17 protein-coding genes, 1 pseudogene and 1 other annotated feature are annotated in these 16,182 nt (G+C 54.0%); of the genes and pseudogenes, 16 read left to right on the top strand and 2 right to left on the bottom strand.

The genetic code is table 11. The features are described 5' to 3' along the window. Window positions 1-215: 215 nt before the first annotated feature. Window positions 216-1,840, top strand: a sequence feature (Similar to Escherichia coli K12 conserved hypothetical protein gi: 1788539 (549 aa). BLAST with identity of 97% in 541 aa. This CDS contains an in-frame stop codon. The sequence has been checked and is believed to be correct.). Continuing rightward, window positions 216-1,840, top strand: a pseudogene (gene yojH / locus SF2294). (Overlaps the previous feature by 1,625 nt.) 121 nt (window positions 1,841-1,961) lie before the next feature. On the opposite strand, the gene eco reads toward yojH, so the two are convergent. After that, on the bottom strand, window positions 1,962-2,450 hold the full coding sequence (gene eco, locus SF2293; protein NP_708105.2) for an ecotin: 489 nt from the start codon (window positions 2,448-2,450) through the stop codon (window positions 1,962-1,964). A gap of 407 nt (window positions 2,451-2,857) precedes the next feature. Here eco and napF point away from each other — a divergent pair, with 407 nt between their 5' ends. The 15 genes from napF to ccmH are packed head-to-tail and all read left to right on the top strand — an operon-like array spanning window position 2,858 to window position 14,997. Continuing rightward, complete coding sequence (gene napF, locus SF2292; protein NP_708104.1) at window positions 2,858-3,352, top strand: ferredoxin-type protein; 495 nt, start codon at window positions 2,858-2,860, stop codon at window positions 3,350-3,352. After that, the gene (napD, locus tag SF2291) at window positions 3,342-3,605 is read left to right on the top strand and encodes an assembly protein for periplasmic nitrate reductase (protein ID NP_708103.1); all 264 of its coding nucleotides are present in this window, start codon (window positions 3,342-3,344) and stop codon (window positions 3,603-3,605) included. The genes napF and napD overlap by 11 nt, the downstream gene beginning before the upstream one ends. Beyond that, complete coding sequence (napA, locus tag SF2290; protein ID NP_708102.1) at window positions 3,602-6,088, top strand: nitrate reductase catalytic subunit; 2,487 nt, start codon at window positions 3,602-3,604, stop codon at window positions 6,086-6,088. The genes napD and napA overlap by 4 nt, the downstream gene beginning before the upstream one ends. Before the next feature lie 6 nt (window positions 6,089-6,094). Beyond that, window positions 6,095-6,790, top strand: coding sequence for a quinol dehydrogenase periplasmic protein (napG, locus tag SF2289; protein NP_708101.1), 696 nt, complete (start codon window positions 6,095-6,097; stop codon window positions 6,788-6,790). Continuing rightward, window positions 6,777-7,640 (top strand): quinol dehydrogenase membrane protein, encoded by an 864-nt coding sequence (gene napH / locus SF2288; protein ID NP_708100.1) that lies wholly within the window; start codon window positions 6,777-6,779, stop codon window positions 7,638-7,640. Before napG ends, napH begins: the two co-directional genes overlap by 14 nt. After that, a complete protein-coding gene (gene napB, locus SF2287) occupies window positions 7,637-8,086 on the top strand; it encodes a nitrate reductase cytochrome C550 subunit (protein ID NP_708099.2) in 450 nt (149 codons plus the stop codon). The genes napH and napB overlap by 4 nt, the downstream gene beginning before the upstream one ends. 9 nt (window positions 8,087-8,095) lie before the next feature. Further along, complete coding sequence (gene napC, locus SF2286; protein NP_708098.1) at window positions 8,096-8,698, top strand: cytochrome c-type protein NapC; 603 nt, start codon at window positions 8,096-8,098, stop codon at window positions 8,696-8,698. A 12-nt stretch (window positions 8,699-8,710) separates the two neighbouring features. Next, on the top strand, window positions 8,711-9,334 hold the full coding sequence (ccmA, locus tag SF2285) for a cytochrome c biogenesis protein CcmA (protein NP_708097.1): 624 nt from the start codon (window positions 8,711-8,713) through the stop codon (window positions 9,332-9,334). Then, window positions 9,331-9,993, top strand: coding sequence for a heme exporter protein B (ccmB, locus tag SF2284; protein ID NP_708096.1), 663 nt, complete (start codon window positions 9,331-9,333; stop codon window positions 9,991-9,993). Before ccmA ends, ccmB begins: the two co-directional genes overlap by 4 nt. Window positions 9,994-10,034: 41 nt before the next feature. Continuing rightward, entirely contained in the window at window positions 10,035-10,772 is a 738-nt protein-coding gene (gene ccmC, locus SF2283) for a heme exporter protein C (RefSeq protein ID NP_708095.2), read from the top strand. Then, entirely contained in the window at window positions 10,769-10,978 is a 210-nt protein-coding gene (gene ccmD / locus SF2282; RefSeq protein ID NP_708094.1) for a heme exporter protein C, read from the top strand. Before ccmC ends, ccmD begins: the two co-directional genes overlap by 4 nt. Then, window positions 10,975-11,454, top strand: coding sequence for a cytochrome c-type biogenesis protein CcmE (ccmE, locus tag SF2281; RefSeq protein NP_708093.1), 480 nt, complete (start codon window positions 10,975-10,977; stop codon window positions 11,452-11,454). Before ccmD ends, ccmE begins: the two co-directional genes overlap by 4 nt. Continuing rightward, window positions 11,451-13,394, top strand: coding sequence for a cytochrome c-type biogenesis protein (gene ccmF, locus SF2280; protein NP_708092.1), 1,944 nt, complete (start codon window positions 11,451-11,453; stop codon window positions 13,392-13,394). Before ccmE ends, ccmF begins: the two co-directional genes overlap by 4 nt. Beyond that, window positions 13,391-13,948, top strand: coding sequence for a thiol:disulfide interchange protein DsbE (dsbE, locus tag SF2279; protein ID NP_708091.1), 558 nt, complete (start codon window positions 13,391-13,393; stop codon window positions 13,946-13,948). Before ccmF ends, dsbE begins: the two co-directional genes overlap by 4 nt. Continuing rightward, a complete protein-coding gene (gene ccmH, locus SF2278; RefSeq protein ID NP_708090.1) occupies window positions 13,945-14,997 on the top strand; it encodes a heme lyase subunit in 1,053 nt (350 codons plus the stop codon). The genes dsbE and ccmH overlap by 4 nt, the downstream gene beginning before the upstream one ends. Window positions 14,998-15,207: 210 nt before the next feature. On the opposite strand, the gene narP is transcribed toward ccmH, so the two are convergent. Beyond that, a complete protein-coding gene (gene narP, locus SF2277; protein NP_708089.2) occupies window positions 15,208-15,855 on the bottom strand; it encodes a transcriptional regulator NarP in 648 nt (215 codons plus the stop codon). Window positions 15,856-16,182: the final 327 nt, after the last annotated feature.

Here is a 16,182-nt window from a genome sequence, read left to right as displayed (position 1 = left end):
TTACGACGCTGACCTGGCGGACTGCTGCCGTCAGGTCAATATGCTAAAAATCCCTTCATTTCTAATAACCCTATAATTAATCAACGAAATTATAATGTTTCTAAAATTAGAATATAATTTATAAACATTATTTAAATGTTGTTACTTAAGTGTTACCGTTGATGCCGCGCAAATCTCACCTGCAATAAAGCGACTAAAAGTAAGGCATTAACAAGATGAAAAAAGTGACTGCCATGCTCTTCTCGATGGCCGTGGGGCTTAATGCCGTTTCGATGGCGGCAAAAGCGAAAGCGTCCGAGGAGCAGGAAACTGATGTACTGTTGATTGGCGGCGGCATTATGAGCGCCACGTTGGGGACCTATTGACGCGAGCTGGAGCCTGAATGGTCGATGACCATGGTGGAGCGCCTGGAGGGGGGCGCGCAGGAGAGTTCGAACGGCTAGAACAACGCCGGAACCGGGCATTCTGCACTGATGGAACTGAACTACACCCCGCAAAACGCCGATGGCAGCATCAGTATTGAAAAAGCAGTCGCCATTAACGAAGCATTTCAGATTTCCCGCCAGTTCTGGGCGCACCAGGTCGAGCGCGGCGTGCTGCGTACTCCGCGTTCATTTATCAATACCGTTCCGCATATGAGCTTTGTCTGGGGCGAGGATAACGTTAATTTCCTGCGCGCCCGTTACGCCGCGTTGCAACAAAGCTCGCTGTTTCGCGGTATGCGTTACTCTGAAGATCACGCGCAGATCAAAGAGTGGGCACCGTTAGTGATGGAAGGGCGCGATCCGCAACAGAAATTGGCACTGATGTGAACTATGGTGAGATCACCCGCCAGTTAATTGCTTCCTTACAGAAGAAATCTAACTTCTCGCTGCAACTCAGCAGCGAAGTCCGCGCCCTAAAGCGTAATGACGATAACACCTGGACCGTTACCGTTGCCGATCTGAAAAACGGCACTGCACAGAACATCCGCGCCAAATTTGTCTTTATCGGCGCGGGCGGTGCGGCGCTGAAGCTGTTACAGGAATCGGGGATTCCGGAAGCGAAAGACTACGCCGGTTTCCCGGTGGGCGGACAGTTCCTTGTTTCGGAAAATCCAGACGTGGTTAATCGCCATCTGGCGAAAGTTTACGGTAAAGCATCCGTTGGCGCACCACCGATGTCGGTTCCGCATATCGATACCCGTGTTCTGGACGGTAAACGCGTAGTGCTGTTTGGGCCATTTGCCACCTTCTCAACCAAATTCCTCAAAAACGGTTCATTGTGGGATCTGATGAGTTCCACCACCACCTCTAACGTGATGCCGATGATGCACGTCGGGCTGGATAATTTCGATCTGGTGAAATATCTGGTGAGTCAGGTGATGTTGAGTGAAGAGGATCGTTTTGAAGCGTTGAAAGAGTACTATCCGCAAGCGAAAAAAGAGGACTGGCGTTTGTGGCAAGCGGGGCAGCGTGTGCAGATTATCAAGCGTGATGCCGAGAAAGGTGGCGTACTGCGTCTGGGTACCGAAGTGGTCAGTGACCAGCAAGGGACCATTGCGGCGCTGCTGGGGGCATCGCCAGGGGCGTCAACCGCCGCGCCGATTATGTTGAATCTACTGGAAAAAGTATTTGGCGATCGCGTTTCCAGCCCGCAATGGCAGGCTACGTTGAAAGCGATCGTTCCGTCTTATGGACGCAAGCTGAACGGTGATGTAGCGGCAACAGAACGCGAGTTGCAGTACACCAGCGAAGTGCTGGGGCTGAAATACGACAAACCGCAAGCAGCAGATAGTACGCCGAAACCGCAGTTGAAACCGCAACCCGTTCAAAAAGAAGTGGCGGATATTGCGTTGTAATGATGTGGCGTATACTGATAAGACGCGCCAGCGTCGCATCAGGCAACCGGCTCGGGCGTTAGATGTTGGATGCGGCGTAACCGCCTTATCCAACCAACGGGGTGCCGTACTTCACAACAGTTTAGCGAACTTCCGCGTTGTCAATTTTCTCTTCCGCCTTCCAGACGCGGTATTTCACATCTACATTGTCTGGCGTATACACCACGATCGGCAGCTTGCTGTTGTAACGCAGCATTCCAGCATCGCCCAGATACGCGGTGACAAATTTCTTCTCTTTCTTGCCATCCGGGCAGGCCATCATCGTGGAAACCGGCGAGCTAACTTTATCAAAGACATAATAATCATAGCCCCAGCCTTCCAGCGTTTTGCTTTCCAGCTTCCCGCCGAGACGATGCAAATTGCAATCGACTTCCAGCGTCTGACCGATTAACAGTTCTACTTTCAGGGTAGATTCATCTTCTTGCGGGGTTAACTGAATCACCTGACGCTTCATGCCTGTTTCAGCTTGTGGATAAGGCGCGATTTTTTCCAGTGGCTGGACGCTTTCTGCCGCCCAGGCGGAAGTGGTAGCGAAAGCGGCAAACAATACTTCAGGTAGAATGGTCTTCATTTTTTTGCTTTCCTTCTTCATTTATAGGTTTTCACCGATGATGTCGCTGAAGGTTAACATATTCATCAGATTTATTAATTTGCTTTATGAATAACTTAAAGAACATTCAGACAATTTTACCTGCTCTTTTAGTGTTAAATTCTGATGAGGGAGCAAACCAGCAGAAATATCTCTGGTGAATTAATCGCTATATAAATATGTTTATAACCATTTGAAATGTGAGCAAAAGCCCGTTTTTGCCACGCTTCCCGCCACTCTTTTGATCCTGCTACAGGTTTTACCCCGATCGGGGTATGCATCTTTGACACATCCTTTAATATCTTAGCGGCTATAAAAATGGCTTATTAATTATGCGGTCTATTTGGTCGCTCTCAATTTTCAGAGCGCGTTAATGATGGAAGGTCAATGTGAAGATTGATGCATCCCGTCGGGGCATACTCACTGGTTGCTGGCGCAAAGCCAGTAACGGTATCCGTCCGCCCTGGTCCGGTGATGAATCTCATTTTCTGACCCATTGCACCCGCTGCGACGCCTGTATTAATGCTTGTGAAAACAACATTCTGCAACGCGGCACGGGTGGCTATCCGAGCGTTAATTTCAAAAATAACGAGTGCAGCTTCTGTTACGCCTGCGCGCAGGCTTGCCCCGAATCGCTATTTTCTCCGCGCCACACCAGGGCCTGGGATTTGCAGTTCACCATCGGGGACGCGTGCCTGGCGTATCAGTCAGTTGAATGCCGCCGCTGTCAGGATAGCTGTGAGCCAATGGCAATTATCTTTCGCCCGACGCTCTCCGGGATCTACCAGGCGCAACTTAATAGCCAACTTTGCAACGGATGTGGAGCATGTGCAGCCAGCTGTCCGGTATCAGCCATAACTGCGGAGTATCTCCATGCACACTAACTGGCAAGTTTGCAGCCTGGTCGTGCAGGCCAAAAGCGAACGAATTTCAGACATCAGCACCCAACTGAACGCCTTTCCCGGCTGTGAAGTTGCTGTCAGCGACGCGCCGAGCGGTCAGTTGATTGTGGTGGTGGAAGCAGAAGACAGCGAAACGCTGATCCAAACCATTGAGTCAGTACGCAACGTAGAGGGCGTGCTGGCGGTGTCGCTGGTTTATCACCAGCAGGAAGAGCAAGGTGAGGAAACACCATGAAACTCAGTCGTCGTAGCTTTATGAAAGCTAACGCCGTTGCGGCCGCTGCGGCGGCTGCCGGTCTCAGCGTGCCGGGCGTTGCCCGCGCCGTTGTTGGTCAGCAGGAAGCCATTAAATGGGATAAAGCGCCGTGCCGTTTCTGCGGTACTGGTTGCGGCGTTCTGGTCGGAACGCAGCAGGGGCGTGTGGTGGCCTGTCAGGGCGACCCGGACGCACCGGTTAACCGTGGCCTGAACTGCATTAAGGGCTATTTCCTGCCCAAGATCATGTACGGTAAAGACCGTTTGACGCAGCCGCTGCTGCGTATGAAAAACGGTAAATATGACAAAGAAGGCGAATTTACCCCAATCACCTGGGATCAGGCCTTCGATGTGATGGAAGAGAAATTCAAAACCGCCCTGAAAGAAAAAGGGCCGGAATCGATCGGTATGTTCGGTTCTGGTCAGTGGACTATCTGGGAAGGTTATGCCGCGTCCAAGCTGTTCAAAGCGGGCTTCCGTTCGAACAACATCGACCCGAACGCACGTCACTGTATGGCGTCGGCAGTAGTTGGCTTTATGCGTACCTTTGGTATGGATGAGCCGATGGGCTGCTATGACGACATCGAGCAGGCTGACGCGTTTGTGCTGTGGGGCGCTAACATGGCGGAGATGCACCCGATCCTCTGGTCACGCATCACTAACAGTCGTCTCTCTAACCAGAACGTCACCGTGGCGGTGCTTTCTACCTACCAGCATCGTAGCTTCGAGCTGGCGGATAACGGCATCATCTTTACGCCGCAATCTGACCTGGTGATCCTGAACTACATCGCCAACTATATCATTCAAAACAATGCGATAAATCAGGACTTCTTCAGCAAGCACGTTAACCTGCGCAAAGGGGCGACGGACATCGGCTACGGTTTACGTCCGACCCATCCGCTGGAAAAAGCAGCGAAGAATCCGGGTTCTGACGCCTCCGAACCGATGAGCTTTGAAGATTACAAAGCCTTCGTTGCTGAGTATACGCTGGAAAAAACCGCTGAAATGACCGGCGTGCCGAAAGACCAGTTAGAACAACTGGCGCAGCTGTATGCCGATCCGAACAAGAAAGTCATCTCCTACTGGACGATGGGCTTCAACCAGCATACCCGTGGTGTGTGGGCTAACAACCTGGTCTACAACCTGCACCTGCTGACCGGCAAAATTTCCCAGCCGGGTTGCGGTCCGTTCTCCCTGACCGGGCAACCTTCTGCGTGTGGTACTGCGCGTGAAGTGGGCACCTTTGCTCACCGTCTGCCTGCGGACATGGTGGTAACTAACGAGAAACATCGTGATATCTGTGAGAAGAAGTGGAATATCCCGAGCGGCACCATTCCGGCGAAAATCGGTCTTCATGCGGTGGCACAAGACCGTGCGCTGAAAGACGGCAAGCTGAATGTTTACTGGACCATGTGTACCAACAACATGCAGGCCGGGCCGAACATCAATGAAGAGCGTATGCCGGGCTGGCGCGATCCGCGCAACTTCATCATCGTCTCCGATCCGTATCCGACAGTCAGTGCGCTGGCCGCCGACTTGATCCTGCCGACCGCAATGTGGGTAGAGAAAGAGGGCGCTTACGGTAACGCCGAACGCCGTACTCAGTTCTGGCGTCAGCAGGTACAGGCGCCAGGCGAAGCGAAATCGGATCTCTGGCAGTTAGTCCAGTTCTCCCGCCGCTTCAAAACTGAAGAAGTATGGCCGGAAGAGCTGCTGGCGAAGAAACCGGAACTGCGTGGCAAAACGCTGTACGAAGTTCTGTATGCCACCCCCGAAGTGAGCAAATTCCCGGTATCCGAACTGGCGGAAGATCAGCTGAACGATGAATCCCGCGAGCTGGGCTTCTATCTGCAAAAAGGGCTGTTCGAAGAGTACGCATGGTTTGGTCGCGGTCACGGTCACGATCTGGCACCGTTCGATGACTACCACAAAGCGCGCGGTCTGCGCTGGCCGGTGGTGAATGGTAAAGAAACACAGTGGCGTTACAGCGAAGGTAACGACCCGTACGTGAAAGCGGGCGAAGGCTATAAGTTCTACGGTAAACCGGATGGCAAAGCGGTGATCTTCGCACTGCCGTTCGAACCGGCGGCGGAAGCACCGGATGAAGAGTACGACCTGTGGCTCTCTACCGGACGCGTTCTGGAGCACTGGCACACCGGCAGTATGACTCGCCGTGTGCCGGAACTGCACCGCGCCTTCCCGGAAGCGGTCTTGTTTATTCACCCGCTGGATGCGAAAGCGCGCGATCTGCGCCGTGGCGACAAAGTGAAAGTGGTTTCTCGCCGTGGCGAAGTGATCTCGATTGTTGAAACGCGCGGTCGTAACCGTCCGCCACAGGGCCTGGTGTACATGCCGTTCTTCGACGCCGCACAGCTGGTTAACAAACTGACGCTGGATGCGACCGATCCGCTCTCGAAAGAGACGGACTTCAAGAAGTGCGCGGTCAAACTGGAGAAGGTGTAAGCCATTATGTCCCGGTCAGCGAAACCTCAAAATGGTCGCCGCCGCTTTCTGCGCGATGTCGTTCGCACAGCAGGCGGGCTGGCTGCCGTGGGTGTGGCGCTGGGGTTACAACAGCAAACCGCACGCGCATCTGGCGTGCGGTTGCGCCCGCCCGGAGCCATAAACGAGAACGCCTTTGCCAGTGCCTGTGTGCGTTGCGGTCAGTGTGTTCAGGCTTGCCCTTACGACACCTTAAAACTGGCGACGCTGGCCTCTGGTCTGTCGGCGGGCACGCCATATTTTGTCGCACGGGATATTCCTTGCGAAATGTGTGAGGACATTCCGTGCGCCAAAGTGTGCCCAAGCGGTGCGCTGGATCGTGAGATTGAATCGATCGACGACGCGCGGATGGGGCTGGCGGTACTGGTGGACCAGGAAAACTGTCTCAACTTTCAGGGGCTGCGCTGCGATGTTTGTTATCGCGAATGCCCGAAAATTGATGAGGCCATCACCTTGGAGCTGGAGCGCAACACGCGTACCGGTAAGCACGCCCGCTTTCTGCCGACGGTTCACAGCGACGCCTGTACCGGTTGCGGTAAGTGCGAAAAAGTATGCGTGCTGGAACAACCGGCAATCAAGGTGTTACCGCTGTCACTGGCGAAAGGGGAGTTAGGTCACCATTACCGCTTCGGCTGGCTGGAGGGGAACAATGGCAAATCGTAAACGTGACGCCGGGCGCGAGGCGCTGGAGAAAAAAGGCTGGTGGCGCAGTCACCGTTGGCTGGTGTTACGTCGCCTTTGTCAGTTCTTCGTGCTGGGGATGTTTTTGAGCGGTCCATGGTTTGGTGTGTGGATCTTGCACGGCAACTACAGCAGTAGCCTGTTATTCGACACCGTTCCGCTGACCGATCCGCTGATGACGCTGCAAAGTCTTGCCAGTGGTCATCTGCCTGCCACGGTGGCGTTGACCGGTGCGGTGATTATCACCGTGCTCTACGCCCTGGCGGGAAAGCGATTATTTTGCAGCTGGGTCTGCCCGCTGAACCCGATTACCGACTTAGCGAACTGGTTACGCAGGCGCTTTGACCTCAATCAGTCTGCGACGATCCCTCGCCACATTCGCTACGTGCTGTTGGTGGTCATTCTGGTGGGATCAGCCTTAACTGGCACGCTCATTTGGGAATGGATCAACCCCGTTTCTCTGATGGGGCGTAGCCTGGTAATGGGCTTCGGCAGCGGCGCGCTGCTTATTCTCGCGCTGTTTTTATTTGATCTACTGGTCGTTGAACACGGCTGGTGCGGGCACATTTGTCCGGTTGGCGCGCTGTATGGCGTGCTGGGTAGCAAAGGTGTGATTACCGTTGCGGCCAGCGATCGGCAGAAATGTAACCGCTGTATGGATTGTTTTCATGTTTGCCCGGAACCGCATGTGCTACGTGCCCCGGTGCTGGATGAACAAAGCCCGGTGCAGGTCACCAGCCGCGATTGCATGACGTGCGGTCGCTGCGTGGATGTCTGTTCTGAGGATGTATTTACAATAACTACACGATGGAGTTCGGGAGCGAAATCATGAAAAGCCATGACCTGAAGAAAGCGCTGTGTCAATGGACGGCGATGCTGGCCCTGGTGGTAAGCGGCGCGGTTTGGGCGGCTAATGGCGTCGATTTTAGCCAGTCGCCGGAAGTATCCGGGACGCAGGAAGGGGCCATTCGGATGCCAAAAGAGCAGGATCGGATGCCGCTGAACTATGTGAATCAGCCGCCAATGATCCCGCATAGCGTTGAAGGTTATCAGGTAACGACCAATACCAATCGCTGCTTGCAGTGCCACGGTGTCGAAAGCTATCGCACCACTGGCGCGCCGCGTATCAGTCCTACTCACTTTATGGACAGCGACGGCAAAGTGGGCGCGGAAGTGGCTCCGCGTCGTTATTTCTGTCTGCAATGTCACGTACCGCAGGCCGATACCGCGCCAATCGTGGGGAATACCTTTACCCCATCAAAAGGTTACGGGAAATAAGAGGTTATTATGGGAAATTCTGACCGTAAGCCTGGTCTGATTAAGCGCCTGTGGAAATGGTGGCGTACCCCCAGCCATCTGGCGCTGGGGACGCTGCTGTTGATCGGTTTTGTTGGCGGCATCGTCTTCTGGGGGGGCTTTAACACCGGGATGGAAAAAGCCAATACCGAAGAGTTCTGCATTAGCTGCCACGAAATGCGCAACACGGTGTATCAGGAATACATGGATTCCGTGCACTACAACAACCGTAGCGGCGTCCGTGCGACCTGTCCGGATTGTCACGTTCCGCACGAGTTTGTGCCGAAGATGATACGCAAGCTCAAAGCAAGTAAAGAGCTGTATGGTAAAATTTTTGGCGTTATTGACACGCCGCAGAAATTTGAAGCTCATCGTCTGACGATGGCACAGAATGAGTGGCGGCGCATGAAGGACAATAACTCGCAGGAGTGCCGTAACTGTCACAACTTCGAGTATATGGATACAACCGCCCAGAAATCGGTTGCCGCGAAGATGCATGACCAGGCGGTGAAAGATGGGCAAACCTGTATTGATTGCCATAAAGGGATCGCGCACAAGCTGCCCGATATGCGTGAAGTCGAGCCAGGTTTTTAACAGGGTTATTGCGTGGGTATGCTTGAAGCCAGAGAGTTACTTTGTGAGCGGGATGAACGAACCTTATTTAGTGGCTTGTCATTTACGCTGAACGCAGGAGAGTGGGTACAAATCACCGGTAGCAACGGCGCGGGGAAGACAACGCTTCTCCGTTTGCTGACGGGGTTGTCTCGCCCTGACGCTGGCGAGGTTCTCTGGCAAGGGCAGCCCTTGCATCAGGTACGCGACAGCTACCATCAAACCCTGTTATGGATAGGCCATCAGCCGGGGATCAAAACCCGGCTGACGGCGTTAGAAAATCTGCACTTTTATCATCGCGATGGCGATGCCGCACAATGTCTGGAAGCCTTGGCGCAGGCCGGGCTTGCCGGATTCGAAGATATTCCGGTAAATCAACTTTCTGCCGGGCAACAACGCCGCGTCGCTTTAGCGCGTCTGTGGTTGACCCGTGCCACATTATGGATCCTCGACGAGCCTTTTACCGCGATTGACGTTAACGGCGTCGATCGTCTGACCCAGCGTATGGCGCAGCATACGGAGCAGGGGGGGATTGTGATTCTGACTACCCACCAGCCGCTCAACGTTGCTGAAAGTAAAATTCGCCGCATTTCACTGACGCAAACGAGGGCCGCATGATGTTCTGGCGTATTTTCCGTCTTGAACTGCGCGTAGCGTTTCGCCATAGCGCCGAAATCGCCAACCCGCTGTGGTTCTTCCTGATTGTAATTACCCTTTTTCCGCTCAGTATCGGTCCGGAGCCGCAACTGCTGGCGCGTATTGCACCGGGCATTATCTGGGTTGCTGCGCTGCTTTCATCCTTGCTGGCGCTGGAACGACTGTTCCGTGACGATTTGCAGGACGGCAGTCTTGAACAATTGATGTTGTTGCCGTTACCCTTGCCCGCCGTTGTGCTGGCGAAGGTGATGGCGCACTGGATGGTAACCGGTCTGCCGTTACTCATCCTTTCGCCACTGGTAGCAATGCTACTGGGAATGGATGTTTATGGCTGGCAAGTGATGGCGCTGACGCTGCTGCTGGGAACGCCTACGCTTGGCTTTCTCGGTGCACCGGGCGTGGCGCTGACAGTGGGACTTAAGCGCGGTGGTGTGCTGCTCAGCATACTGGTGTTACCGCTGACTATCCCATTACTCATCTTTGCCACCGCCGCGATGGACGCGGCTTCTATGCATTTGCCCGTTGAAGGGTATCTGGCAATTTTAGGCGCGTTGCTGGCAGGCACCGCGACATTAAGTCCTTTTGCGACGGCGGCAGCGTTACGAATCAGCATTCAATAACGCTGGATTACTGATTTTTGTTCGAGTCTGGTATCGAAACTATGTGGAAAACACTGCATCAACTGGCGATCCCACCACGGCTGTATCAAATCTGTGGCTGGTTTATACCGTGGCTGGCAATTGCCAGTGTGGTCGTGCTTACCGTCGGCTGGATCTGGGGATTCGGCTTTGCTCCGGCTGATTATCAGCAGGGAAATAGCTACCGCATTATCTACCTGCATGTGCCTGCGGCGATCTGGTCGATGGGCATTTATGCATCAATGGCGGTGGCGGCGTTTATTGGCCTTGTCTGGCAGATGAAAATGGCCAACCTGGCGGTGGCGGCGATGGCCCCCATTGGTGCCGTGTTTACCTTTATTGCCCTGGTTACCGGCTCTGCATGGGGAAAACCGATGTGGGGCACCTGGTGGGTATGGGATGCACGTCTGACTTCTGAACTGGTGCTGCTGTTTTTGTATGTGGGTGTGATTGCCCTGTGGCACGCCTTCGACGACCGCCGTCTGGCGGGCCGTGCGGCAGGTATCCTGGTGCTGATTGGCGTGGTGAATCTGCCGATTATTCATTACTCCGTGGAGTGGTGGAACACCCTGCATCAGGGATCAACGCGGATGCAGCAAAGTATCGATCCGGCGATGCGTTCGCCGCTGCGCTGGTCGATTTTTGGCTTCCTGCTCCTGTCTGCCACGCTGACGCTGATGCGGATGCGTAATTTGATTTTGCTGATGGAAAAACGCCGTCCGTGGGTGAGTGAACTGATACTGAAAAGAGGCCGTAAATGACCCCTGCATTTGCTTCCTGGAATGAATTTTTCGCAATGGGCGGTTACGCCTTTTTTGTCTGGCTGGCGGTGGTGATGACCGTTATTCCGCTGGTGGTTTTGGTCGTGCACTCGGTGATGCAACATCGCGCAATTCTGCGTGGTGTGGCGCAACAGCGGGCGCGTGAGGCGCGTTTACGTGCTGCGCAACAGCAGGAGGCTGCATGAATATTCGCCGTAAAAACCGCTTGTGGATTGCCTGTGCCGTGTTGGCAGGGCTAGCGCTGACTATCGGTCTGGTGCTATATGCGCTGCGCTCGAATATCGATCTCTTTTATACGCCGGGGGAAATTCTCTACGGCAAGCGTGAAACTCAGCAGATGCCGGAAGTCGGTCAGCGTCTGCGCGTTGGCGGGATGGTGATGCCGGGTAGCGTGCAGCGCGATCCCAATTCGCTGAAAGTGACCTTCACCATTTACGATGCTGAAGGCTCAGTGGATGTCTCTTACGAAGGCATTTTGCCGGATCTGTTCCGTGAAGGGCAGGGCGTTGTGGTGCAGGGCGAGCTGGAAAAAGGCAATCATATCCTCGCGAAAGAAGTGCTGGCGAAACACGACGAAAACTACACGCCGCCAGAAGTTGAGAAAGCGATGGAAGCTAACCACCGTCGCCCGGCGAGTGTTTATAAGGACCCAGCATCATGATGCCGGAAATTGGAAACGGGCTGCTGTGCTTGGCGTTAGGGATTGCGCTGCTGCTGTCCGTGTATCCGCTATGGGGCGTGGCGCGCGGAGATGCGCGCATGATGGCGTCTTCCCGCTTGTTTGCCTGGCTGCTGTTTATGTCTGTGGCTGGCGCATTTCTGGTGCTGGTCAATGCTTTCGTGGTCAACGACTTTACCGTCACCTATGTTGCCAGCAACTCCAATACCCAGCTTCCGGTGTGGTATCGCGTGGCGGCTACTTGGGGCGCGCATGAAGGTTCGCTTCTGCTGTGGGTGCTGCTGATGAGCGGCTGGACCTTTGCGGTGGCGATTTTTAGTCAGCGTATTCCGCTGGATATTGTGGCCCGTGTACTGGCGATAATGGGGATGGTCAGCGTCGGCTTTTTGCTGTTCATTCTCTTTACCTCTAACCCGTTCTCACGCACGCTGCCGAACTTCCCGATTGAAGGGCGCGATCTTAACCCGCTGTTACAGGATCCGGGGCTGATCTTCCATCCGCCTCTGCTTTATATGGGGTACGTGGGTTTCTCGGTGGCGTTTGCTTTTGCCATTGCTTCTTTGCTGAGCGGGCGTCTGGACAGCACTTATGCGCGTTTTACTCGCCCGTGGACGCTGGCGGCGTGGATTTTCCTAACGCTCGGCATTGTGCTCGGTTCCGCATGGGCCTATTACGAACTCGGCTGGGGTGGCTGGTGGTTCTGGGATCCGGTAGAAAACGCCTCGTTTATGCCGTGGCTGGTGGGGACTGCACTGATGCACTCACTGGCGGTCACTGAACAACGCGCCAGCTTCAAAGCGTGGACATTACTGCTGGCAATCAGTGCCTTCTCGTTGTGTCTGTTGGGGACTTTCCTCGTGCGTTCCGGCGTGCTGGTATCGGTACACGCGTTTGCGTCTGATCCGGCGCGCGGTATGTTTATCCTCGCCTTTATGGTGCTGGTGATTGGCGGTTCGCTGCTGCTGTTTGCCGCGCGTGGACACAAAGTTCGCTCACGCGTAAACAATGCGCTGTGGTCGCGGGAATCTTTGCTGTTAGCGAACAACGTTTTGCTGGTCGCCGCGATGCTGGTGGTGTTGCTGGGGACGCTGCTGCCGCTGGTGCACAAGCAACTTGGACTGGGCAGTATTTCGATTGGCGAACCGTTCTTCAACACCATGTTTACCTGGCTGATGGTGCCGTTTGCGCTACTGCTTGGTGTCGGTCCTCTGGTGCGCTGGGGGCGCGATCGCCCACGTAAAATCCGCAATTTATTGATTATCGCCTTCATCTCTACGCTGGTGCTGTCTCTGCTGTTGCCGTGGCTGTTCGAAAGCAAAGTTGTGGCGATGACGGTGCTCGGCCTGGCAATGGCCTGCTGGATTGCGGTGCTGGCAACTGCGGAAGCTGCGCTGCGTATTTCACGCGGCACGAAAACCACCTTCAGTTATTGGGGGATGGTGGCGGCTCACCTGGGGCTGGCAGTGACAATTGTTGGCATTGCCTTTAGCCAGAATTATAGCGTTGAGCGTGATGTGCGCATGAAGTCCGGCGATAGCGTCGATATTCATGAATATCGCTTCACCTTCCGTGATGTCAAAGAGGTGACTGGCCCGAACTGGCGCGGCGGTGTGGCGACTATTGGCGTAACGCGAGAGGGTAAACCGGAAACGGTGCTGTATGCGGAAAAACGTTATTACAACACTGCCGGGTCGATGATGACCGAAGCGGCAATTGACGGCGGCATCACGCGTGACCTGTACGCCGCGCTCGGTGAAGAGCTGGAAAACGGCGCGTGGGCCGTGCGTCTTTACTACAAACCATTTGTTCGCTGGATTTGGGCGGGCGGGCTGATGATGGCGTTGGGCGGACTGCTGTGTCTGTTTGATCCTCGCTATCGTAAGCGCGTGAGTCCGCAAAAAACTGCGCCGGAGGCCGTATGAAGCGCAAAGTATTGTTAATTCCGTTGATTATCTTCCTGGCGATTGCCGCGGCGCTGCTGTGGCAGCTGGCGCGTAATGCCGAAGGGGATGATCCGACCAATCTGGAATCGGCGCTCATTGGCAAGCCTGTGCCGAAGTTTCGTCTCGAATCACTGGACAATCCGGGGCAGTTTTATCAGGCGGATGTGCTGACTCAGGGCAAACCAGTACTGCTTAACGTCTGGGCGACTTGGTGTCCGACCTGCCGTGCGGAACATCAATATCTGAATCAGCTTTCAGCGCAGGGCATTCGCGTGGTCGGCATGAACTATAAAGACGATCGCCAGAAGGCAATCAGCTGGCTGAAAGAGCTGGGCAATCCTTACGCGCTAAGCCTGTTTGATGGCGACGGCATGTTAGGGCTGGATCTCGGTGTCTATGGCGCGCCAGAAACCTTCCTTATTGACGGCAACGGTATCATTCGCTATCGCCATGCGGGCGATCTCAATCCTCGCGTCTGGGAAGAAGAGATCAAGCCGCTGTGGGAGAAATACAGTAAGGAGGCCGCACAATGAGGTTTTTATTGGGCGTGCTGATGCTGATGATCTCCGGCTCAGCGCTGGCGACCATCGACGTGTTGCAGTTTAAAGATGAAGCACAGGAACAACAGTTCCGTCAGCTCACTGAAGAACTGCGCTGCCCGAAATGCCAGAACAACAGCATTGCCGATTCCAACTCGATGATTGCCACCGACCTGCGTCAGAAAGTGTATGAACTGATGCAGGAAGGTAAAAGTAAAAAAGAGATTGTCGATTATATGGTGGCGCGTTACGGCAACTTCGTCACTTACGATCCGCCGTTAACGCCGCTGACCGTGCTGCTGTGGGTGCTGCCAGTAGTGGCTATTGGCATTGGCGGTTGGGTCATATACGCCCGCTCGCGGCGTCGGGTACGCGTGGTGCCGGAAGCGTTTCCTGAACAAAGCGTGCCGGAAGGTAAGCGTGCCGGATATGTTGTTTATCTGCCGGGTATTGTGGTGGCGTTAATTGTGGCTGGCGTCAGCTACTACCAGACTGGCAATTATCAGCAGGTGAAAATCTGGCAGCAGGCCACGGCACAGGCTCCGGCGTTGCTGGACAGGGCGCTGGACCCGAAAGCCGATCCGCTCAACGAAGAAGAGATGTCGCGCCTTGCGCTGGGGATGCGTACTCAACTGCAAAAAAATCCGGGAGATATAGAAGGCTGGATTATGTTGGGCCGCGTTGGCATGGCGCTGGGTAACGCCAGTATCGCCACCGATGCATACGCTACTGCGTATCGCCTCGATCCGAAGAACAGCGATGCCGCACTGGGATACGCTGAAGCGTTGACTCGTTCATCTGATCCCAACGACAACCGCCTCGGCGGTGAACTGCTACGTCAGCTGGTGAGAACGGACCATAGCAATATCCGTGTGCTAAGCATGTATGCGTTTAATGCCTTTGAGCAGCAGCGATTTGGCGAAGCCGTTGCCGCGTGGGAGATGATGTTGAAACTCTTACCTGCCAACGATACTCGCCGTGCGGTGATTGAACGTAGTATCGCGCAGGCGATGCAACATTTGTCGCCGCAGGAGAGTAAATAAAAAGAGGCCCGATGGTGATGCCATCGGGCTAGACTGATGACAAAGTGCGCTTAGTTTATGCCGGATGCGGCGTGAACGCCTTATCCGGCCTACAAAATTGTGTAAATTCAATAAATTGATCGATCCACGTAGGCCTGATAAGCGTAGCGCATCAGGCAGTTTTGCGTTTGTCATAAATCTCAGCCCGATGATAAATCCATCGGGCTATTTTTATTGTGCCCCGCGTTGTTGCAGGAACAGAATGGTGGCCGCCACGCGTGAGCGGACATTGAGTTTACGCAGCAGATTGCGAATATGTACTTTTACTGTCTGCTCGGAAATATTCAACACCGATGCAATCTGTTTATTTGACAGCCCCTGTGCCAGCTCGTGCAGAACATCCAGCTCGCGCTCCGTCAGCACGCTGAAGGGATCTTCTTCCGCGCCAAACATTTCACGTTCACGTAAGTACTGATTGACGCGTTCGCTAAAGACTTTGCTGCCTTTCGCTCCGGTACGAATCGCTTCCAGCAATACTTCCGGGTCGCTGTCTTTCAACAGATAACCGTCTGCGCCTGCGTCTATCAGCGCAAAGACATCGCTGGAGGCATCGGATACGGTCAGGATAATAATTTGCGCGGTAACGCCATCCCTGCGCAAGGCATTGAGGGTATCCAGGCCACTCATACCTTTCATATTGAGATCCAGCAAGATCACGTCGATATCCAGTCTATTCGCCAGATCGATCGCGCTCGCGCCTTCGCCCGCTTCGGCGACCACTTCAAAGCCAGGATCAAGCTCCAGTAACTGACGAACACCGCGTCGCATAAGTGGATGATCATCCACAATCATCACCTGAAAAGGCGTTGCTTCAGGCATAGTAGTCTCCTGAGGTTTTATTAGAATCATTATGTTTGAGCGTAGCGTTGGTAACGCTACCAGGCGCGTGAATGTTACCCCATTTTATGTATGGACATGTAGTGAAAACTACAACCTTGTCGTTCGCTTTGGCATCATTTTTATTATAAAGACGGAATTTTGCATCAGCTTCTCATCAAGAAAAACAACTAAAAAATCAATCACAATACTTGTGCATTTCTTTAAACAGTTTTTAAAAACTGACTCCGGGTATGGAGCTATGGGTATTTTCTGTACCCAATGCTTTTAACTGCAATTAATTTCATAGGATGAAAGCTCAATGCATCA

Origin of the sequence: Shigella flexneri 2a str. 301, assembly GCF_000006925.2 — a bacterium.
Classification (GTDB): domain Bacteria; phylum Pseudomonadota; class Gammaproteobacteria; order Enterobacterales; family Enterobacteriaceae; genus ECMA0423.
Note: the sequence above shows the minus strand (reverse complement) of the source record. Positions and strands in the feature narration are given on the sequence as shown.